Source organism: Aquiflexum lacus, from assembly GCF_015476655.1.
Classification (GTDB): domain Bacteria; phylum Bacteroidota; class Bacteroidia; order Cytophagales; family Cyclobacteriaceae; genus Aquiflexum; species Aquiflexum lacus.
Genome location: NZ_JABFHF010000003.1, coordinates 26,942 through 48,908 on the forward strand (window position 1 = coordinate 26,942; position 21,967 = coordinate 48,908).

Here is a 21,967-nt window from a genome sequence, read left to right on the forward strand (position 1 = left end):
AGGAAAATCTATGATGCATATAGAATACTTAATTCCTATCGTTGCTTTTATCCTGGCAGCTTATTCGGTGATTGGCAATGACGTCATTCAGACCCTCGGAACTTTCCTCACTTCCAACAGTGACAAAAAGTGGTGGATTCTTTGGCTATATGCCTCTATCATTTTAGCTGCGCTTTTGATTTATGGGTGGTATGTGCACAATGGAGATGTTTCTTATGGAAGACTGGAACAGATACCATTACCTGAAAAAATGGCTTTGTGGTACTTAATCCCCCCTGTGGTTTTGATAATTCTTACCCGGTTGGGATTTCCGGTCAGTACCACCTTTCTCATCCTGAGTGTCTTTTCAACCCAAACGGTCATCGAAAAAATGATCATCAAATCCGTTCTGGGCTATGGAGTGGCATTTGTAGTTGCAGTGGGTCTTTACCTGCTTATTGCCAATAAACTGGAGTCAAAAGAAAGTTTTCAGCGTACAGGAAAATCACACAACAGGATTTGGTTGGCTGCGCAGTGGGTATCCACCGGTTTGCTGTGGGGACAATGGCTGATTCAGGATTTTGCAAACATCTATGTATATCTTCCCAGAAAGCTCGGAGCCCAAGAATTGATATTTTCTCTAATCATCATTTTGGGGCTGATGGCATATCTGTTCAAGACAAGGGGTGGAAAAATCCAAGAGATTGTTAATTCCAAATCCAATACAAGACACATACGTTCTGCAACAATCATTGACTTGGTTTATGCATTGATTCTCTATCTATTCGCAAACTTGAGCAATATCCCAATGAGTACCACATGGGTGTTTATTGGAATTTTGGCAGGAAGAGAAATGGCGATTAGCTATAGATTGAACAAGCATGAAATGAAAAAATCAAGAAATATTATCATCAAAGATCTTTACAAGGTTAATGTTGGTCTTATTGTCAGTGTTTTGATCGCATACCTTATAGGATATCTTAATTCGAATTATTAAAACAACCTGAAAAAACTAAAAACACATGACCATCTTTCTTATCAGCTCATTAGTAGCTATTGTGGTTTCATTTCTCTGCTCATTGACAGAAGCAGCACTATTGAGTTTAAACAGCGTGAAGATTGAGACAGACAAACAAAAAGGTCTGAAATATGCAATTATTCTTGATAAACTAAAAGGGAATATTAACAGGCCAATTGCTGCCATATTGATTTTGAATACCGTTGCCCATACAGGTGGGGCAACAATTGCAGGAAGTGCTTTTGACGAAATTTATGGAGACGAATGGATTTGGGTATTCTCAGTTGTGTTTACAGTCATCATACTATTTGGAACAGAAATTCTTCCAAAAGTCATTGGTGTTTCTAACTCAGATAATTTATCAAAATACATTGCCATACCTTTAGACATTACAATTAAGGCACTTTATCCCCTCATTTACCTTACTGACCTTTTCAATAGATTGATTTTGAAGAAAAAAGATAAAACCGTAAAATATTCTTTAGAAGACATTCAGACAATCGCCAAAGTAGCTCAGGTAGAAAATATTATCAACAAGGATCAGGAGGATATAATCATCAAAACCTCAAATCTGAAAAGCAGAAAAATAGATGAAATCATGCTCCCGCTTTCGGAAGTCATATATTTTCCGGAGACCATAGGCATTGATGATTACTACGCCTTAGCTGAAAAACATTTGCATACAAGATATCCTGTAAGCAGGACGGATTCACCTCAGGATATATTTGGTTATCTGAATTTCAAAGAGATTGCTTTACAGTGGGATAATATATCATTGGGTAACCTACAAAAATTCATCAGACCGATTCTATTCGTAAAAAGTACTCAAAGTATCATCCAAGTGCTTAAAGACCTAAATACAAAAAGGTATCATTTGGCAATTGTAGAAAATGAAAATGGAGAATTTAAAGGTTTGGTGACCTTAGAGGATATTGTGGAAGAAATAGTAGGAGAAATTGCAGATGAATTTGATAGTGAATGACCTGGCGCTTTTTTTGAGGTTTGCTGGCATGGGGATACAAAATATATTCAGATGAGTGAAAGATTCGATTCGTCATGGCGAAACCCTTTGACATGTACGAGAGTTTTATGATGGATCAAAATCAGGAGTTACAAAATTAATTTAGAAAAAGTAACCGGATTTGAGGGAAATGGAAAAGTCCAAACAATAAACATTTGGACTTAGAACAGAGAGTGGGGGATTCGATTCACCGTGGCGATACCCCCTTTGGGTGAAGTTTAGCTTTTGCCCTAAGCGTTTGCAACTACGCCTTTTCTACCAAATAGAATTTGCGATTTCACTACCAATTAATGGGGTAGTAGTTGTATTTTTGATGATAATCCAAATACATTTCGATAGATTAAGAAAATTTTGATGAAGTGTTTTGATTCAAATGAGCCCATGGTCGCAACCTAAACTAAATTCTACTCCTCAATGAATCTGATCCCAATCAAAATTTCAATTTTGAACTCATCCTTTTAAAACAATTCTAAGTTTCTCCATATCCTTGCTGATCTTGATATCCAGGATTTTTGCATAATGCTGGGTCTGTTTGAGAGATTTGTGTCCGAGCATTTTTGAAACCGTTTCGATAGGCACACCGTTTCCTAATGTTATTGTGGTAGCAAATGTGTGCCTGGCAATATGAAAGGTCAACTGTTTGTTGATACCACAGATATCGGCGATTTCCTTAAGGTAGGAATTCATTTTTTGGTTGCTCAAAACAGGTAATGCATATCCTTTATTCTCACAGTATGGATGGTCAATATATTTTTGGATAATGGACAATGCCTGAGGGAGTAATGGGAGTCTAGTTGGTGTTTCTGTTTTTTGCCTTTGGGTAAATATCCATTGTTCACCATCTATTCCCAATTTAATCTGTTCCTTTTTCAGGTTTTTGACATCTATATAGGCAAGACCTGTATAGCAGCAAAAAAGAAATATATCCCTGACCTGTGATAATCTTTCTATACTAAATTCTTTTTTTCGGATACTGTTCAATTCTTCATTACTCAATACCTCCCTTACAACTTCCTTTTTCACCATTTTATAGCCAAAGAATGGATCCCTGATCAGCCATCCTTTTTTGACACAGGAGAGGACAATCTTCTTAAAATTTGACAGATATTTTACAGTTGTATTGTGGCTGCAATTCCTGACAGTTTTCAACCAGAATTCATAGTCTGAAATAAATTCATAATTGAGTTGGTGGATTTCAATGTCATCTTTTTGGAATTTCCATTGAATGAAAGATCTGGTATGGTCCAAAGATGTCCTGTAACGCTGAAGGGTCCCTGCAGCGAATCCTTTTCCTACCAGTGCTTCGAGCTGTTCATAGTGCACCTGAAAGACCTCCAATATTTGTTTCCGATCCTCAGTTTTCCCAAGGAGAATATTTTTGATGTTTTCGGCGGTTACATCTTTGTTGTTGTCCATCAAAATTATCTTAGCCTGAAGTGTCTTCATTTGAAAAGAATCCAAGAAGGCATTCAGTTGCCTCACTTCTTCTTTGTTGCCAATTGCTCTTCCCTGACCTTGATTCCACTTGTGAATCTCACAAACCCTTTTAGTGGAGATTTCCCTTGAATCACCATCTACGGTCACTCTAGCGTAGATATACTTCTCCGATTTCTTACTGTTTTTGGTTGTTTTTAGAAAAAACATCAATCCAAAGCTTTTGTCCAGCATAATGTTGTTTTTTATTGGTTAAATAAATATCTAAAAACATGCTAACCAATACAAGATGTTCAGCTATTGAACATGTTGTTTTTCAGTAGTTTAAACCACCTAAAAAGCGTCTTTTTTTTGAAACCAAAGAACGCCACGAATGACGCTTTTGAATTTTGGGTATTTTTGAAAAATTTGGTGGTTTTGACACCAAAAACAAAAAGCCCACAGTTTGTGGACTGTAGGCTTTTTATCAATAAAATGATGTAAAATTGGTGGAAAATGTGCTTAAAATCGCTTTAAAACCACTTTTTCAATTTTTTGACTTATTTTGTTCAAATATGGAAAATTTAAAACTCTTCAAATTTGAACGTTTTGTAAGCCATTTTCGCAGAGGAGGAGGGATTCGAACCCCCGGTACCTCACGGTACAACGGTTTTCAAGACCGCCGCGATCGACCACTCTGCCACTCCTCTGTTTGATAATTAACGAATCGCTCGATTACGGATTGCAAATGTAGCCCTTAACTTTGATTTTGCAAATCCAGATCAGCCAAAAATAATTGCATTTGCCTTAAATCATTGATTTCCTGAAATATTGAATTGAAAGTTTTTTGAGGTAATTAGAATAGTGAGAAGTGTCGGATGTCCGGGAGTGCGAAGTTTGGGGGCAGTAGGCAGTCGCAGTTTGCAGTAGGCAGTTGCAGATAGTGGGCAGTTAATAGTAGGCATACCCAGTCGCAATAGGTATCAGTATTGACTGAAAATATTCTTCAATTTGAGGATTTGGTGTTTTATTGATATTGTGTAATTAGATTTTGTATCTAAAAATCCTGTATTTTAAGGGTTTATTAAATCAAACAAACATGACAAAAACCACTACTTTCCTTTCATTTATATTGATCTGTATTTTATTGCTTGCATGCAGCCAAAAAGAAAATACCGAAGGGAACTCCGATCCATTGCCCCGGATTGCCATTGCAGGGATAGCCATTGAATCCAGTACTTTTTCTCCCGCAGTGAGTGAAATGGATGCCTTTAGGGTCAGTAGGGGTGAGGAGATATTTAACCTTTATCCTTTTTTCTCAGCGGATTCAACCAATAGAAATCGAGCCTCTTGGTTCCCTGCCCTTTATGCAAGGGCAATTCCCGGCGGAGCAGTCACTCGGGAAACCTATGAAGCTTTGGTTAATGAAATCCTCGAAAGGCTGAAGGAAAACCTACCCTATGATGGGATGTTTTTTGACATTCATGGAGCTATGAGTGTGACCGGATTGGACGATCCGGAAGGAGATCTGATTACCCGCATCAGAGAGGTTATAGGTGATGAAACCATCATTTCCACCTCTATGGACCTGCATGGCAGTGTATCTTGGCGGTTAGCCGAAAACACAGATTTGATCACCTGCTATAGGATGGCCCCCCATGAAGATGCTATGGAATCAAAAAAACGTACGGTGGATAACCTCTTGGAAAGGTTGGAATCAGGAACTGGCAAACCTGCCTACAAAGCTTGGGTGGCTGTACCTATTTTGTTGCCAGGAGAGAAGACTAGTACGAGGGTTGAGCCCGCAAAGAGTCTGTATGATAAAGTTGCCCCGATTGCGAATCAGGATGGGGTAGTGGATGCAGGAATATGGATTGGGTATGCTTGGGCGGATGAGCCACGAAACCAAGCCTATGTCATGGTCACAGGAGATGATCAACAAAAAGTAACTGATGGGGCTGAATATTTGGCCAGAAGTTTTTGGGAAGTAAGGAAGGAGTTTGACTTTATCGCCCCAACTGCCACTTTGAAGGAAAGTCTGGATAAAGCCATTGCAAGCGATAAGAGACCGTTTATCATCAGTGATATGGGAGATAATCCGACTGCCGGTGGGGCGGGGGATGTAACTTGGACCTTAAATGAAATTCTTTCCCGTCCCGAATTCAAAACAGAGAAGGGGCCTTCATTAATTTACGCGTCTATTCCGGGGCCTGATTTTGTGGAAATGGCCGTCAAAGCCGGAGTAGGGGCTGTGGTGGAAGGTAATGCAGGCGCTATGGTGGATGACCGATATGCTCCCCCGATTCGATTAAAAGGGACGATCACTGCCATCGAACACGGTGACCAACACGCACAGACAGAAGTGGTGGTCAAAGTAGGTAGTGTTTCTGTGATTGTGACCAAAAGGCGTAAACCGTATCATTATGAAGCAGATTTTACCAATTTGGGTCTGAATCCAAGAGAAACAGATATTTTGGTGGTAAAGATTGGCTATTTGGTACCAGAGTTGTATGATATCAGGGCAGATTGGATCATGGCTCTGACTCCAGGTGGGGTAGATCAGGATTTGGACAGATTGGAATTCGAACGCATCAACCGCCCCATGTTTCCTTTCGATAGGGATATGGATGACCCCGACCTTAAGGCAAAGTTGGTTCCTATGAAGTGATCTGACTAGCCCATCGATCATGCCCATGTGAGTGTCCCCACTCACACCCCTAGCCGATAAGAGTGTCTCTCTTCTAGCTTCTAGCATCTTGATTCATTGTATTTCACTCCTCCCCAAGAGATTGCCACGTCGCACAAAAGGTTTCCTAAATTGAAAGGTAAATTGAAGTGCTCCTCCTACCAGAGGCAGGCAGGCGCAATGACGCCGTAGCCTCAAATCTCATCCACCTCTGTGGTCTGTCTCATATCTCACGTCTCACATCTCAAGTTTTCAGGTTAGCACATCACATCCAGGTTTCAGAATCGAACCTTGCTCTGATTGCCATAAGTATCGTTCATCTTGTTTCTCGTCCCTTTGTTCTCCTTTCTAAAATCTCGACTCTCGCATCTCGTTTCTTTAATCTTACGTCTTGTGTCTAATGTCTCACGTCTCACGTCTCACATCTCAAGTCTAAAATTCAAATATTCCACCAATAAGTAAACTTCAAAACTACCGACCTGTCTTTGGCCAAAAAGGGTGCGGGGAGGTAGTTGTCGGTGAAGACTAAGAAGATGTCGGAGGCGGGTTTGAATCGCCATTGCAAACGGGTATTGAGGTTGATATTGTTGATCTGTTCGTTGTATTGCATAAAGGCAGTGACAAAAAAGGTATTGGTCAAGGTAAGATCCAATCTCGGACCAACCAGCCAAAATGTAGTGACTCCCCAAGGTTCGGGAAGATGGATTTCATTGTAATTGGCAGAAAGGGTCATACTGAAATAGGGCTGAAAACGGTAGCCCACTTCACCACTGACATTGTACCTTTCTCCCTCGGCATAGTATCCTCCCATGCGGGAGGAAATGGCATAAGTGAAAATGCTCTGTGGCTTGGAGGTGAACTCACTTCCCCAAGAATACCACCGATGTTCTGTCCCTGTGGCCAAGGTATCTCCACTGAAATTGGTAGGGTCAAAGGGTTGGAGTAATTTGATATAATCATGTGCCGCCCATACAGCAAGGTTGCTCTGACTTCTGAACCGCATCTTGTACAAAAGATAACTTTCATTGTCTGTTTGGTTCATTTTGGTATCAAAAAACCATTTGGTGTTGATCTCAGGTCCATGGCTAAGGATTTTCTTGCTCTTTGGAAAAAACAGGTATCCAATCGAAGGATGTGCTTTGTAAAACCCTGTTCGAGGAACATATCCCACTTCTGCGGTATAGTTCTCAGAAACATATTCATGTTGCCAATTCCAATAAAGGTTGCCGCTGACATAGCGTAAATTGGAAGCATAAGCTATTCCATTTCCTTTTTGAAGTGGATTAAAAGATTTGAGGATAAAGGTTTTTCCGGTCCAAAGGTTATTGGAAGATGCCAGGTTAAATTCCACACCCACATTCCTGTCATAACCTGATAAACTTGGATTGTTACTATCTATTGAAGGAGCAAACAACCCGGCCTGTCTGTTGACCACGATTGCCCCAATGGTGGAGCGGGCAAATACCCTTCTTTGCAAGGTGAAAACAGAAAAATTCTGCGGATCAAGGTTGTCTTTTTCCACAGCCCCTGTTTGCATCGTCATTGCACCTACCCGCCAATCTTTGTTGATTTTGCCACTGAGCCGGGCCCCTGCTTGAATGGGGGCGTTCAAACCTATCCTTCTTGAAAAGAAGGGCCTAACAGTTTCATATCCAAAATTGCCAAAGAGGTCTCCATTTTCGAGGAAAAACTGCCGTCTTTCAGGGAAAAAGAGTTCAAAGCGATCAAGATTGGTAATCTGTCTATCTACTTCCACTTGGGAAAAATCAGGGTTGACCGTGAGGTCAAGGTTCAGGGCTGTTCCCAAGCCGACCTTTGCATCAAATCCTAGTGATCTTCTGTAATTGTCCTGTTCACCAGCAGCTCTATTTTGGGATATTCCGCCCAATCCGTATGGAATCAGTGAAATATTCGGCCCCGCATGCGGTGGTGGTTCATCCCAAACCAATACGCCCGTATAGGCAAGAGAAGCTGAAGGGAATTGCCTTGGAACGGGCGCCCAACCTGATTTCTCCGTTGTCTTTAAGTCCATTCTACTGAAATTGATTCCCCATTCCTTGATACCCGGTTTGTATCGTATGGATTTAAATGGAATAGCGGCTTCAAAAACCCACTTGTCCTCGTGATTTTTTACTTTGGAAACCCATTTATTGTCCCAACTCAAATCAATTCTACCCCCATCAAACATGATCCCGTCCCATTGGGCACCTGCGGCATTGGCTCCAAATGAAAATCCATTGAACTGATCCTCAAATGGATCCATAAAAAATATGAAATTGTCGTTTTTTCCAAAATTAAAATCCCTTCTCAAAGATTCGACCATATAGGGGCCTTCCACTGCGTGGTAATTGATCACAATCATGTAGATGTGTTTGTCATCATAAGACATTCTTACATCAGTTCTCACTTGAGAATAGCTAGTATCCATCGGGGTTATCATAAAAAAGTCAGTGGCTACGTCAGCATTTTCCCAAGTCAGTTCATCCATGACTCCGTCTATAATCATGGGTTCAGCTGTTTTTTCAATATTCAGCCGATAGGATGAATTAATTTTTTGGGAAAATGAAAACTCCTTAAAAGAGATCAACAAAAGAATCAGTAGACTGATTTTCTTCATAGCTTAGATTGGGTAATTTTCTGGGCAGCTATAAAATTAAGTAAGTTTTTACCGGAATCAGTAAATCTTTTTTCAACTGTTGCAGTCAGTTTAAGAATGGCTCAATTATAATATAGTCAGTAATTCATCTCAATACCTTAGACCATATTTTACTCTAGTAATTATGATAACCCCTGAATAAAAAAAACATAGAGTTTTAGCCGTCACGAATCAGGAAGCACTCTTTAATTTATGTATTCTGGCTAACCTATCGTTAACTGATATGATTAATTTAAATTACTACTTGGAGTTTCAATGTTTCCACTTCCCCGAAGTACATCAATGATCATTTCCAAGTCTTCGCTGAGTGTAATTATTCCGATCAAAGGCTCATTTCTTCGGCCGTTTTCGGTGATAAAAAGTGCTTCTGTAAGATTCTTTTTCCCGAGACTTTCAACAAAATATTCTCTGGCAGTTACAAAATCTGTATTGCTTTTGATGATTCTATAATTTTTCAATTGTTGGGTCGCTTTAAATACATCTTCGGTTGTGGTATTTTTACAGATTTCGAAGGGGTTCTCCAATTTTGTGATCTTTGCCATCCATTTGGCAATTGACTCAAAATTGATCATTCCCAAAAGGTACCCATCCTTGAGGATAGGTACTTGACTGTAATCTTTTTCGACCATGGCATGAAGCACATTGATCATAGGTTCATCCGATTCTACTGTATAGACTGGGCGAAGAAAATGTTGGGAAACTAAAGGTGGGTCCAATAGCATTTTCACGATTTTTTCTATCTGTTCCACCACATCTTCTCTTGGGTCGGCTACAGGTTTTCCATCTCTTCGGTCGGAGTGGACAATTGCATTTCTGAGATTGCCAAAAAGTCTAAGCTCTTCCCGGTATTGTCTTACAATAAGATTGTCTTGACTGGCATCATCGATCAGATTAAAAAAACTACTGAAGTTTCTTGCCTCAAGGTTTCTTCTCAGAAAATTTTCAATGGAATTGAAAGCCTGAATAAACCGCTCTGCATTTTTCATGAGGATTATTATTTATTCATTAAAGCAAATGTCTGTTTACCGATTTCCAATTCCTCATTGGTGGGAATGACAAGTATTTTGACTTTAGATTCTTTCGTGTTTACTTCTCTAATATCTGAAGATTTTGATTTATTTTTTACATTATCCAGCATTATTCCGAAAAAATCCATGTCCTTACAGACAGCTTCTCTCATATCAGGATCGTTTTCGCCTATTCCGGCAGTGAACACAATGGCATCCAAACCATTGAGAGATGCGGTGAAGGTACCGATATATTTCTGAATCCTATAAGCATATAGTTCATAGGCCAAAATTGCGTCTTCATTGCCTTCCTCCATTGCTTTTTTGACATCACGCATATCACTTAGTCCGCAAAGTCCCAAGAGCCCACTCTTTTTATTCAATATATCATTGACCTCTTTGGCAGTAAATCCCCGTTCGTTGATCAGATGAAAAATAATGGAAGGATCAATATCGCCGCTTCTCGTTCCCATCACCAGACCTCCCATGGGTCCTAGTCCCATACTGTGGTCAATGGATTTACCGCCTTTGATAGCTGTCATGCTACTGCCATTGCCAAGATGAATGGTAATGATTTTGGCATCAGGATTTTCCAAGTATTCATTTGCCTTTTTTGAAACGTAAAGATGACTTGTCCCATGAAAACCATAAGCGCGGATACCAAGGTCTGTATATAGTTCTTTTGGGATCGCATAACGGTAGGAGCGGGGAGGCATGCTTTGGTGAAAAGCTGTGTCAAAAACAGCTATTTGTTTTGCTTTCGGAAAAACGCTTTCTGCCACGGTTATCCCAAGATAGTTAGGGGGATTATGCAGCGGTGCAAGGGCAAATAATTCTTTGATTTTATTTTTGACTTCCTGGGTGATCAAAGTGGTTGAAGCAAATTGTTCTCCTCCATGAACCACCCGGTGTCCGATGGCTTTGACTTCATCCATATTGGAAATCACCCCTTTTTCGGGATCAATCAAAAGATCGGTTACTTTGAGCAGACCTTCTTCGTGGTCTTTGATCTTAGCTTGAATTTTGAATATCTCTTCCTTTCCATCGCGCATCACTTTATGTGTCAGCAATGCATTTTCCAATCCAATCCTATCCACCAAGCCACTGCACAATGGAGCTTCATTGGGCATTTCAAACAATTGGTATTTAAGTGAACTACTTCCGGAATTTAATACGAGGATTTTCATTTTTTTTCTTAGACGTTAGACATAAGACATAAGACACAAGATGCGAGAAACGAGAGCCAAGACATAAGACACAAGATACAAGAACCAAGAAACAAGACAAAAGCAAAGAAAGCTTTTCCTTGTCACTTCGACGAAAGGAGAAGTCTGTTGACCTCAGGGTTTTAGGTTTCTTTCTAAGTTCGAAATGGAGGAAAGATCAATCCCAAATTAAACAAGGTGGTTTTCAGATCTAAAATCTAAAATCTAAAGTCTAAAATCTACCTTCCTCCTTCCAAACTCACTCCTGCGCCTGAATAGCAGTAATCACTACCGTATTGAAGATATCATCTACAGTGCAGCCGCGGCTGAGGTCATTGACGGGTTTGTTGAGTCCTTGGAGCATGGGGCCGATGGCCATTGCTCCGGTTTCCCTCTGGACGGCTTTGTAGGTATTGTTTCCTGTGTTCAGGTCAGGGAATATTAGGACCGAGGCATTACCTGCCACTTCCGAATTCGGCATTTTTTGTTTCCCGGTTATAGGGTCTACTGCAGCATCATATTGTATGGGACCTTCCACTTTGATATCCGGTCTTTTTTGTTTTACTATTTCAGTGGCACTGCGGACTTTTTCGACATCCTCACCTGTGCCGGATTCCCCGGAAGAATAGGATAACATGGCTACCCGTGGTTCAATACCGAATTTGATGCTGGTATCTGCGGAGGAAATGGCTATTTCAGCGAGTTCTTCTGCTGTGGGGTTGATATTGATGGCGCAATCTCCAAATACCATCACTCTATCAGGAAGGCACATGAAAAAGATGGAGGACACCAAAGAAATCCCCGGCTTGGTTTTTACAAACTGAAGTGCGGGTCTGATGGTATGGGCAGTGGTGTGAATAGCGCCGGAAACCATTCCGTCTGCGTGACCTTTGAATACCATCATGGTACCGAAATAGGCCACATCTGTCATCAAGTCCTTGGCAACCTCCAGGGGCAAGTTTTTCCCTTTTCTCAGTTCAAAAAGGGTATTGACATAATCATCATAGTAAAAAGATTCATGGGGATTGATGATCTGACAGTTATCATGGTTAAGGCAAAGGCCTAATTTGCTGATGGTTCTGGCAATTTCATTCGTGTCTCCCAGTAAAGTAATGTTGACAATTTTCTGTCTGACGAGTCTGTCTGCAGCTCTCAAAATTCTTTCATCTTTTCCTTCGGGCAATACGATATGCTTTTTCTTGCTTTTTGCCCAACTGACCAATTGATATTGGAACATTCTAGGAGTAATACCAACAGCTTTGAATGAGGAAATTTTATTTTCCAAAGACGAGATGTCCATGTATTTCCTGAATATGTTGATGGCCATCATGATTTTCTCGGTGTTGTCCGGGGAAATTTTGGAGTGTATACCCGCCACTTTTGTTGCAGCATAAAAAGAAGGGTCTTCTACTCTTAAAATGGGAACTACGGTATCTGAACCTTCAATAAGCTTGAGAACAGATTCAGAAATATCAAATCCACCTGTGAGCACTATCCCCGCAATTTTCGGATAGTTTTTTGAAACATTTGCCTGAAGGGAAGCCACCACGATATCTGCCCGGTCACCGGGAGTCACTATAAGTACATTTGGCTTGATATGGTTGAGAAAATTGGAAATCTGCATGGCCCCGAAAATAAAATGGTCAGCACGGTTGGACAGATAATTTCCACCAAACATTACCTCTGCTCCTAAATGCTCCTTCACTTCCTTCATTGAAGGACTTTTAAGATCAATAATCTTTGGAATGATTGATAGGATAATGTCCTTGGGCAACTGTGCCCCGATAGCTGATTTGATTTCTTCAATTTCAGATTTATCCACTTTATTGACCACCACTGCCAAAACCTTCACTTTTCTTTGCAGGAAGTTTTTGGTGGTAATGATGGCGGAATTACTGATCTGTGCAATACTTTTATTATCACCGCTGAGGACGATAATTACTGGTGTTCCCAGGTTTTTGGCGATGGTGACATTGGCATCAAATTCAAATGCAGTGCCCTCTCCCAAGAAATCACTTCCTTCAATAATGGTAAAATCAAACTGTGCCTCAAGGCTTTTGTACTTACTGATGATGGTATCAATAATTTCCCCTTGAAATCCAGATTCTGCCAATAAGTTGGCTTCTTCACGGGTATAAGCATATGATTTTGAATACTCGATAGGTAGTTTGAAATGCTGTATCAAAGTATCGATATGAGCATCTCTTTTGACCTCAGGGCTATCGTTGATGATGGGCTTGAAATACCCGATTTTATGGGCTTTGGCCAGCAACATGTCTACAAGTCCCAATGCTACAATTGATTTTCCACTGAAGGGTTGTGCGGTAGCTATAAAAATGCTTTTGTTGGTTTCCATTGAGATAAAGGTTTAATATTTGATGCAAAACTAGTCAGTCTTTACAATGGCAAAGTTGACTTACTTTTGGTTTTTTTATGATAAAAATCATGAAATTTCAGCGGCGGCAGTTTTGGATACATATCTCCTTTCGGCAGCTTTATCCAAACTCACATTAATCTCAAAACATACCAATATAATCAATGATGTAATAAATAACCATAACATGACAGCAATCATTGCGCCGATAGACCCGTAAAGCTTATTGTAGGTAGCAAAATTGTTCAAATAGAATGAAAATAGGTAGAATCCTAAGGTGATGAGTATACCTGCGGTAATGGAACCTGTAGAGAAAAACTTCCACTTATCATGAACTGCAGGTGCAAATCTGAAGATATAGGCTGTTGCAATTAAGAAGACAGTCAAAAGCACCAAAAATCTGAATATGGTCAGCATATAATAGTAGAGATTGCTCGATACAATTTCCCATTCTGATATTCTGTACAAAATGCTGCTACCAAATATCATAATGACTACTGCTCCACAAATAGCAAGTATCAAGACAAATACGATGCTTACGGCTATGGCACGGGTTTTCCAAAAATCCCTATTCTCCTTGGTTCTGTAAACTGCATTGAAGGCATTCATCATCGAAACCACTCCGTTGGTAGAAAGGAATAGTGCCAGAAAGAAACCAATGGACAGCAAACTCTGCCTTGGCTTGCTGACAATATCCATGATGGTGGGTTCTGCTTCCGAATAAATAGAATCCGGAATAATTTCTTTGATAAATAACAAGATATTGTGCGTGGTCACATTGGCAAAAAAAATCCCAATATAAGGGATCATGTTCAGCAAAAACAGAATCAGTGGAAACATGGCTACTGTAAAACTGAAGGCCATGGCACCGGCCCTCTCTGTGATTTCGTCTTTGCGCATTTGTTCCATAAAAATCTTACCTACATCATAAAGATTCTGGTCAGGGTTTCCAAAATGGAATTTCCTGAGAAGCTTTGCCTTACGGGTAAATTTGATGGAGAATAAACGCAGTCTTTTCTTCACTGAAAAATTTTATTGGTAATAAGGTTTTAATAAATCTAGTAAATATTGCGGAGGTCTACAGGGTCTATGGTTATCTTTTTTCAAAAAAGTCAAGGTAGTCCAACCTTTGGTGATGATTTCATCCGCTTCATTAAATACTTCATATTCAAAGCGGATTCGGACATCGGGAAGTTTGGGGATGATGGTCTTGATGGTCAACATCTCATCATATTTTCCTGGTCTTAAATATTGGGAATGTAGTTCCAAGACAGGCATGATGATGCCATCATCTTCCATCTGTTTATAAGAGAAGCCCGCAGACCTAAGCGCCTCAACCCTTGCGACTTCAAAATACATGGCGTAGTTGCCATAATATACATAGCCCATTTGATCTGTTTCGGCATATCTGACCCTGACACTTGTTTCTGCTTGGAACATATCAATATATTTTAGCCCTATTCAAGGCAGCTTGGTATTGTCTTGCGTTTCTCATATGTTGGGAAAGATTGGTCGCAAAAGCATGATAGCCTGAGAAATCATCTTTGGCACAAAAGTAAAAGTATTGATGATCCTCATAGTTCAAGACGGCATCCAGTGCTGAAATTTCCGGCAGATTAATAGGTCCTGGCGGCAAACCTCTGTATTTATAGGTGTTGTAAGGGCTATCAATTTCTTTATGGATATTCAGTACTCTTTTCAGACTAAAATCACCCGATGCAAATACAAGGGTAGGATCGGCTTGTAAATGCATTTGAGTGTGAAGCCGGTTCATATATACCCCAGCAACCTTGGAGCGTTCATCTGCTTTTACAGTTTCTGCCTGAACAATAGATGCCAAAGTGGACACCTGTATAGGGTTCAGCCCGATTTGATGGGCCTTTTCCATCCTGGTTTCATTCCAAAAATTACCAAATTCCCTGTACATCCTATCGAAGAGATTTTCAGGACTAGTGTTCCACCATACCTCATAGGTGTTTGGGATAAACATAGCCATAATCGTTTCTTCATTGAAACCGAATTTTCTGATATTGACCGAATCAGTGAGAAGATTTAAAAAGGAATCTTGACTGATTTCCAGATTTCTAGTGATTTTTTCGGCAAGATCCTCCTTGGTTCTGATGTTGTTAAAAGTTATTCGCACCGGAGTCTGATTACCTGACCTTAGAAATTTAACTAAGTTGACGTTGTTCATTTTAGGCGAAATGGTATAAAGTCCCGGCTTTACAGATTCCTGATAATTAAGGACTTTAGCTACAAAGCTGAAAGATATCAGGTCATTGATGACACCTTTGCCGTAAAGACTGTCCACCACTGTTTGAAATGTGGCATTGCTGGGAATCATCAGCATATGGGATTCCTCTTTATCTGTCAGGGCGTTTGGACTGTAAAAAGCCTGATAGAAATAAAAGGAAAGTGTACTCAGGAGGACCGAAAAGGTAATTATGAATACGAGATAATATTTTGTTTTTTTGTCGTCAAACATATTTTTGAATCTCAATATTACAATAACCGCAAAAATAGAGATTTTTGTTCACTGGGCTAACATAGATCAAAATCAATGGTAAAACTAATCAAAGTTACTTGCGCGATTATTTTGGATTCCGGTAGGGTCCTATGTACCCAAAGGAGTGAAAATATGGATTTGCCGCTCAAATGGGAGTTTCCAGGTGGTAAAATGGAAGAAAATGAGTCGGCAGAGGAATGCCTGAAAAGGGAAATTATGGAAGAATTGAATATTGAAATTGAGGTGTTGGAATCGTTTGAAAGCAATATTCACCAGTATAGTCCTGCTAAGAAGATTGAACTTATTCCCCTTCTTTGTTGCTTTAAAAGTGGTAATATGGTATTAAAAGAACATAAAACCTTTTGTTGGAAGAAAGTCGGAAGCCTATCGGAACTGGATTGGGCAGCAGCAGATATCCCCATTGTCCAAAACTTTCTTCATTGGTATTCCCAAAAAACTCCAAAAGCTAATGGGACTTCTGTCTAAAAGTCCATCCTTTTGGTTAAGCCAAACCTAAATCTACCTCCTAAAATCTAACTTCTAAAAATTATCCCTCACCAATGTCCGCCGAACTCATTAAATTATATCCGGAAAATCCTGACCCCCGAAAAATCCAAAAAATTGTGGAAGTGCTTCGGGACGGTGGTGTAATCATTTACCCCACGGATACCATCTATGGTATGGGATGTGATATTCATAATCAACGAGCCGTAGAGCGTATAGCACAGATTAAAGGTATCAAACCGAAAAAGCATAATTTTTCATTTATCTGTTATGACCTCAGTAATATTTCTGAATACACAAGGGCATTGAGCACGCCTGTCTTTAAGGTCATGAAAAAAACATTGCCAGGTCCTTATACTTTTATATTGGAAGCCAATAACAATGTTCCCAAGATTCTCAATAGTAATAAGAAGACAGTGGGTATCCGTGTTCCCGATCATTCTATACCAAGATTGCTTGTAAAAGAACTTGGTTCGCCCATATTGACCACTTCTATCAGGGATGAAGATGAAGTAATCGAATACAGTACAGATCCGGAATTGATTTATGAAAAATACAGGGATTTGGTGGATATTGTCATCGATGGAGGGTATGGACAAAATGTGGCTTCTACAATTTTGGATTGCACAGGTGGAGAAATAGAAATCATCAGAGAAGGCCTAGGTCCTATAGATGACCTCTTTTAAGTGGAGACATGAGATTTGAGACAAAAGATTCAAGAGCCAAGAGCCAAGAAACAAGAAGGGAGAACCGAGAAGCGAGAAGCGAGAGTCGACAAGAATCAAGAAGCGAGAGCTGAGACAAGAACCAAAAATCAAGAGCCAAGAATCAAGAGCCTAGAGCCGAGAACCAGAAGCGGAACCCTAAAATGAATATCGGGGAAATGAGGGCAGAGAAACGGGAATCGAGAGCCAATAGACAAGAAAAAAGAACCAAGAATCAAGAACCAAGAGAAAAGATCCAAGAACCGAGAAGCTAGATGCGAGAGAAAGCTAAAACCTGCATGGAGAATCTGGGAAACGAGAGCTGAGATTCCTGATTCGAGAACCGAGATGCGAAATACGAAGGTTTCCCGAAAAGTTTACCAGCATCCTTCCCCCGGAGTCAATCTGAAATCTAAAATCAATCCCCTTCATCCCTCATCCCTTATCCTTCATCCTTCCCCATTGCCGAATCTTCAATCTAAAATCTAAAATCTAAAATCTAAAATTACCCCCCCCTTCATCCTTTCCCCATGCCCATCATAACAGAGCTCTTCTACCTGCCACCCATCGAATATTTCACCCAAATCAGTGGATACCGGGAGTTGTACATCGATGGCACCGAAAAGTATCAGAAGCAAACATACCGAAACAGGGCACAGATTTTATTGACGAATAAAGTGGATACTTTGTCTATTCCGGTTTTGGGCGGGAACAAAAAGCAGTTATATAGAGAAACCAAAATAGATTATGACCAAAAATGGAAAAACATTCATTTAAGGGGGATTCAAAGTGCTTATGGAAAAGCCCCTTTTTTTGAATATTTTTTCCCTTATTTGGAAAGCATTTATGCAAAGAACCTGACGTTTTTGTTTGACCTCAATATCGAACTACTGACAGTTTGTCTTAAATTATTGCAGTCAGATACAGAAATAAAAGTGGCATTAGAGACTTTAGATTTCAATGAATGCATTGATACAAGAGGAATAATCAGTGCCAAGCAGGATTACAGTACGAGAAACATCATGACAGTCTATCCCTATGATCAAATGTTTGGCGTAAACTTTGTGCCAAACCTTAGCGTTCTGGATTTGTTGTTTTGTAAAGGGCCTGAATCAAATGATGTTCTGAGCCTAACAAAAAAAAAATGATTGAACAATCGGTAAATAGATTGTGTTTTTAAAACAAATTCGGTAACATTAATACTGAAATAAGAATAAAAATAGAAAGGTTATACATGGAAGCAAAATTTTCAAACAGAGTCAAAGAGGTGATCTCCCTGAGCAGAGAAGAAGCGCTGCGTCTCGGACATGATTACATAGGTACAGAACACCTCTTGCTGGGCATGATTAGAGAAGGTGAGGGAGTAGCTGTTTCCATATTGAAAAAATTAGGAGTGCCTTTAGACGAACTCCGAAATTCTATCGAGCGGGCAGTTAAAGGTACTGCTACCCATAATGTCAAAAACCTTGCAAATATCCCATTGACAAGACAATCTGAGAAGGTACTTAAGATTACTTATCTTGAAGCCAAGATTTTTAAAAGCCAGTTGATTGGGACGGAACATTTGCTCTTATCTATTCTAAGAGATGAAGATAATATTGCAACTCAAATATTGAATAAGTTTGATACCAATTATGATTCTGTAAAGGAAATGTTGGAATTTCAGACCGATTCCTCACCAAGATCAAGAGCCGAAGCTGATGATCCGGATGATGATGGATCCAAGCTATTTGGATCATCTTCGGGAAGTTCCTCCGGTTCTTCCAAAAGCACAAGTGAAAAGTCCAGAACACCTGTTTTGGATAATTTTGGTCGTGATTTGACCAAAATGGCTGAAGACGATAAATTAGATCCGATCATCGGTAGAGAAAAAGAAATTGAAAGGGTTGCTCAGATTCTTTCCAGAAGAAAGAAAAACAATCCAATCCTAATCGGTGAACCCGGTGTAGGTAAAACTGCCATTGCAGAAGGACTTGCATTGCGTATTGTGCAGAAAAAGGTTTCCCGAGTGCTTTTCAACAAAAGAGTGGTCACTTTAGATCTTGCTTCTTTGGTGGCAGGTACCAAATATAGAGGTCAGTTTGAAGAAAGGATGAAAGCAGTAATGAACGAATTGGAGAAATCTCCAAACGTCATCCTTTTCATTGATGAGTTGCATACAATTGTTGGAGCAGGAGGAGCAAGTGGCTCTTTGGATGCTTCCAACATGTTCAAACCCGCATTGGCCAGAGGAGAAATTCAATGTATTGGTGCGACCACCTTGGATGAATACAGACAGTATATTGAAAAAGACGGTGCCTTGGCGCGTAGGTTCCAGATGGTGATGGTGGATGCAACCTCTCCGGAAGAAACCATACAAATCCTTGAAAATATCAAAGACAAGTATGAAGATCACCATAATGTGATTTATACCCCTGAAGCGATTGATGCCTGTGTAAAACTTTCAGATCGCTATATTTCTGATAGATTTCTTCCTGATAAGGCCATAGATATCTTGGATGAAGCTGGTGCAAGAGTCCATATCAACAATATCCATGTTCCTGAGGAAATCCTTAAGTTGGAAGAAGAAGTTGAGCATATCAAGGTTGAGAAAAACAGGGTTGTAAAGAGTCAGAAGTACGAAGAGGCGGCCCAATTGAGAGACAAAGAAAAGAAATTGCTCGAACAACTTGAGAATGCCAAAACGAAGTGGGAAGAGGAAAGTAAGACCAAGCGCTATACTGTTGAAGAGGATAATGTGGCGGAGGTGATTGCCATGATGACCGGTATTCCTGCCAAAAGAATTGCCCAAAATGAAGGAATAAAACTCTTGACCATGGGTGAAGAGTTGCAAGCTAAAGTCATTGGACAAGAAGAAGCAATCAAGAAGTTAACCAAAGCCATCCAAAGAACGAGGGTAGGATTGAAAGATCCGAAAAAGCCAATCGGATCTTTTATTTTCTTAGGACCTACAGGGGTAGGTAAAACTGAGCTTGCCAAAATGCTGGCCACCTATCTCTTTGACAAAGAAGATTCTTTGATCAGAATCGATATGTCCGAATATATGGAAAAATTCAGTGTTTCCCGACTTGTGGGAGCACCTCCGGGATATGTTGGATATGAAGAGGGTGGACAATTGACTGAGAAAGTCAGAAGAAAACCGTATTCAGTGGTATTGTTGGACGAAATTGAAAAAGCTCATCCTGATGTATTCAACATCCTACTTCAAGTTTTGGATGATGGGATTTTGACTGATGGTTTGGGTAGAAGAGTGGATTTTAGGAATACGATCATCATCATGACTTCCAATATTGGGGTTAGAGATTTGAAAGATTTCGGTGCAGGTATTGGTTTCTCACCAAAGGCCAAGCAGCAAAGCATGGATGAAGTGATGAAATCCACTATTCAAAGTGCATTAAGAAAAGCCTTTAGCCCTGAATTCCTGAACAGATTGGACGATGTGGTTGTATTCAATTCACTTGATAAATCCCATATCCATAAAATCATCGATATCAGTTTGGGTAAATTGTTCAGCAGAATCACTGATTTGGGTTATCAAATCGAGCTGACAGGGAAAGCCAAGGATTTTCTATCTGAAAAAGGGTATGACCAACAATATGGTGCAAGACCATTGAATAGAGCCATCCAAAAGTATTTGGAAGATGCCCTCGCCGAGGAAATCCTTAAAGGTGAACTTTCCGATGGAGATGTGATCATCGCTGATTATTTGGGTGAAGGTGAGGAACTCACCATCACTGTCAACAAGAAAGAAAAAGCGGAGTAAAATTTGAAACTTAACATTTACAAAACGGCCAATGAAAGTTGGCCGTTTTTTTAATGAATTTGTACCAATATGTTATATACAAGAGTTATAATTTTTTATGTGGCGAACCTTTAAATTTACAGTCAATTTTGGTTTAGTGGTTTTTCTGGGATGCACTGAGAAACAAGGTGAAATAAATATTTGGGCCAATCATATACCTTTTGAAAGTAATTTTTCAATCTCGGAAATGGAAAGTTCAACATCTTTTGCGCAAATGGGAGAGTCTAAGGGTTATCCGGAAGTTGACCAAGCATCGGGTTTGGCTTATAGCAGAAAAAATCCCGGATTCCTTTGGACACATCAGGACAAAAATTTTGACAATAGTCTGTTTCTTATTAATGCTTCAAATGGAGAGATTGCAGCTACCTATAAAATTCCAGGAATTGAGAATAGAGATTGGGAGGATATTGAAATTGCATCGGGACCAATAGCAGGACTTGATTATCTGTACTTGGGGGATATTGGCGATAATGATCAAAATTATGACAGCTATGTAGTATACAGGTTTGAAGAACCAAAATTCGAAGAAAACCATCAAGGAAAGATCATTGAACTTGCAATGTCTTTTGATAAAATAAACTTCAGATACCCAAATAAAAGCTATGATGTAGAGGTATTAATGGTGGATCCAATGACGAAAGATATCTATTTGGCTACAAAAAGGGAGTTGAGATCCCAACTTTTTGTCTTGCCTTATCCTCAAAATGTGGAAAAGGAAATCACAGCCATCAAAGCAGGGACATTTTCATTTAGAATTGTAACTGCTGGCGCGGTCTCCAGAGAAGGGGATAAAGTACTGATAAAAAATTATGATAGGATATTTTATTGGGAGAGAAAGTCAGGTCAAACTTTTGTTGAAATGATGTCAGAGATACCATCATTGCTGCCTTATAATCCGAAAGAAGAACAAGGCGAGGCTATTTGTTTTGATCAGGAAGGCGGTTATTTTACCTTTAGCGAATTAGCCAATGGTGTAAAACCCCAACTTTATCATTACACTAGGTTGAAGAATTGACGCCAAAATCACTGCTCAGGATATAAAGCGGAAAGGATTATGAAAATAAAATCCATCTCATTTCTGATAAGGGATAT

16 protein-coding genes and 1 tRNA gene are annotated in these 21,967 nt (G+C 39.8%); 8 read left to right on the forward strand and 9 right to left on the reverse strand.

All coding sequences use genetic code 11. The annotated features are described in order from the left end of the window. Positions 1-10 precede the first annotated feature (10 nt). Together HMJ38_RS03835 and HMJ38_RS03840 are read left to right on the forward strand one after the other, a co-directional pair. Positions 11-976 carry a hypothetical protein gene (locus HMJ38_RS03835; protein ID WP_228779874.1) on the forward strand — a complete coding sequence of 322 codons (966 nt, stop codon included), beginning with the start codon at positions 11-13 and terminating at the stop codon, positions 974-976. Positions 977-1,001: 25 nt separating this feature from the next. Beyond that, on the forward strand, positions 1,002-1,979 hold the full coding sequence (locus tag HMJ38_RS03840) for a CNNM domain-containing protein (RefSeq protein WP_194973053.1): 978 nt from the start codon (positions 1,002-1,004) through the stop codon (positions 1,977-1,979). Positions 1,980-2,468: 489 nt separating this feature from the next. Here the strand turns inward: HMJ38_RS03840 and HMJ38_RS03845 are convergent, their stop codons facing one another. Further along, entirely contained in the window at positions 2,469-3,686 is a 1,218-nt protein-coding gene (locus tag HMJ38_RS03845; RefSeq protein ID WP_194973054.1) for a site-specific integrase, read from the reverse strand. A gap of 370 nt (positions 3,687-4,056) precedes the next feature. After that, positions 4,057-4,141, reverse strand: a tRNA-Ser gene (locus tag HMJ38_RS03850). A 389-nt stretch (positions 4,142-4,530) separates the two neighbouring features. Here HMJ38_RS03850 and HMJ38_RS03855 point away from each other — a divergent pair. Continuing rightward, positions 4,531-6,099, forward strand: coding sequence for a M81 family metallopeptidase (locus HMJ38_RS03855; RefSeq protein ID WP_194973055.1), 1,569 nt, complete (start codon positions 4,531-4,533; stop codon positions 6,097-6,099). 457 nt (positions 6,100-6,556) lie between these two features. On the opposite strand, the gene HMJ38_RS03860 is transcribed toward HMJ38_RS03855, so the two are convergent. The 7 genes from HMJ38_RS03860 to mltG all read right to left on the reverse strand — a co-directional run bounded on the left by HMJ38_RS03860 (position 6,557) and on the right by mltG (position 15,844). Then, a complete protein-coding gene (locus tag HMJ38_RS03860) occupies positions 6,557-8,734 on the reverse strand; it encodes a DUF5916 domain-containing protein (protein ID WP_194973056.1) in 2,178 nt (725 codons plus the stop codon). 266 nt (positions 8,735-9,000) lie between these two features. Then, complete coding sequence (locus HMJ38_RS03865; RefSeq protein ID WP_194973057.1) at positions 9,001-9,759, reverse strand: CBS domain-containing protein; 759 nt, start codon at positions 9,757-9,759, stop codon at positions 9,001-9,003. 8 nt (positions 9,760-9,767) lie between these two features. Next, on the reverse strand, positions 9,768-10,967 hold the full coding sequence (locus HMJ38_RS03870) for an acetate/propionate family kinase (protein WP_194973058.1): 1,200 nt from the start codon (positions 10,965-10,967) through the stop codon (positions 9,768-9,770). Positions 10,968-11,244: 277 nt separating this feature from the next. Further along, entirely contained in the window at positions 11,245-13,341 is a 2,097-nt protein-coding gene (gene pta, locus HMJ38_RS03875; protein WP_194973059.1) for a phosphate acetyltransferase, read from the reverse strand. Between the two features lie 87 nt (positions 13,342-13,428). Further along, on the reverse strand, positions 13,429-14,382 hold the full coding sequence (locus tag HMJ38_RS03880; protein WP_194973060.1) for a YihY/virulence factor BrkB family protein: 954 nt from the start codon (positions 14,380-14,382) through the stop codon (positions 13,429-13,431). Between the two features lie 9 nt (positions 14,383-14,391). Next, on the reverse strand, positions 14,392-14,799 hold the full coding sequence (locus HMJ38_RS03885; RefSeq protein ID WP_194973061.1) for an acyl-CoA thioesterase: 408 nt from the start codon (positions 14,797-14,799) through the stop codon (positions 14,392-14,394). Between the two features lies 1 nt (position 14,800). Then, a complete protein-coding gene (gene mltG, locus HMJ38_RS03890) occupies positions 14,801-15,844 on the reverse strand; it encodes an endolytic transglycosylase MltG (RefSeq protein WP_194973062.1) in 1,044 nt (347 codons plus the stop codon). Positions 15,845-15,919: 75 nt separating this feature from the next. Here mltG and HMJ38_RS03895 point away from each other — a divergent pair, with 75 nt between their 5' ends. From HMJ38_RS03895 to HMJ38_RS03915, 5 genes are all read left to right on the forward strand, one after another. Next, entirely contained in the window at positions 15,920-16,351 is a 432-nt protein-coding gene (locus HMJ38_RS03895; protein ID WP_194973063.1) for a (deoxy)nucleoside triphosphate pyrophosphohydrolase, read from the forward strand. Positions 16,352-16,425: 74 nt separating this feature from the next. Further along, entirely contained in the window at positions 16,426-17,055 is a 630-nt protein-coding gene (locus HMJ38_RS03900; RefSeq protein WP_194973064.1) for an L-threonylcarbamoyladenylate synthase, read from the forward strand. Between the two features lie 548 nt (positions 17,056-17,603). Beyond that, entirely contained in the window at positions 17,604-18,221 is a 618-nt protein-coding gene (locus HMJ38_RS03905; protein ID WP_194973065.1) for a WbqC family protein, read from the forward strand. Positions 18,222-18,307: 86 nt separating this feature from the next. Continuing rightward, positions 18,308-20,836, forward strand: a complete 2,529-nt coding sequence (locus HMJ38_RS03910) for an ATP-dependent Clp protease ATP-binding subunit (RefSeq protein ID WP_194973066.1) — start codon at positions 18,308-18,310, stop codon at positions 20,834-20,836. 226 nt (positions 20,837-21,062) lie between these two features. Continuing rightward, on the forward strand, positions 21,063-21,890 hold the full coding sequence (locus tag HMJ38_RS03915; protein WP_194973067.1) for a hypothetical protein: 828 nt from the start codon (positions 21,063-21,065) through the stop codon (positions 21,888-21,890). Positions 21,891-21,967: the final 77 nt, after the last annotated feature.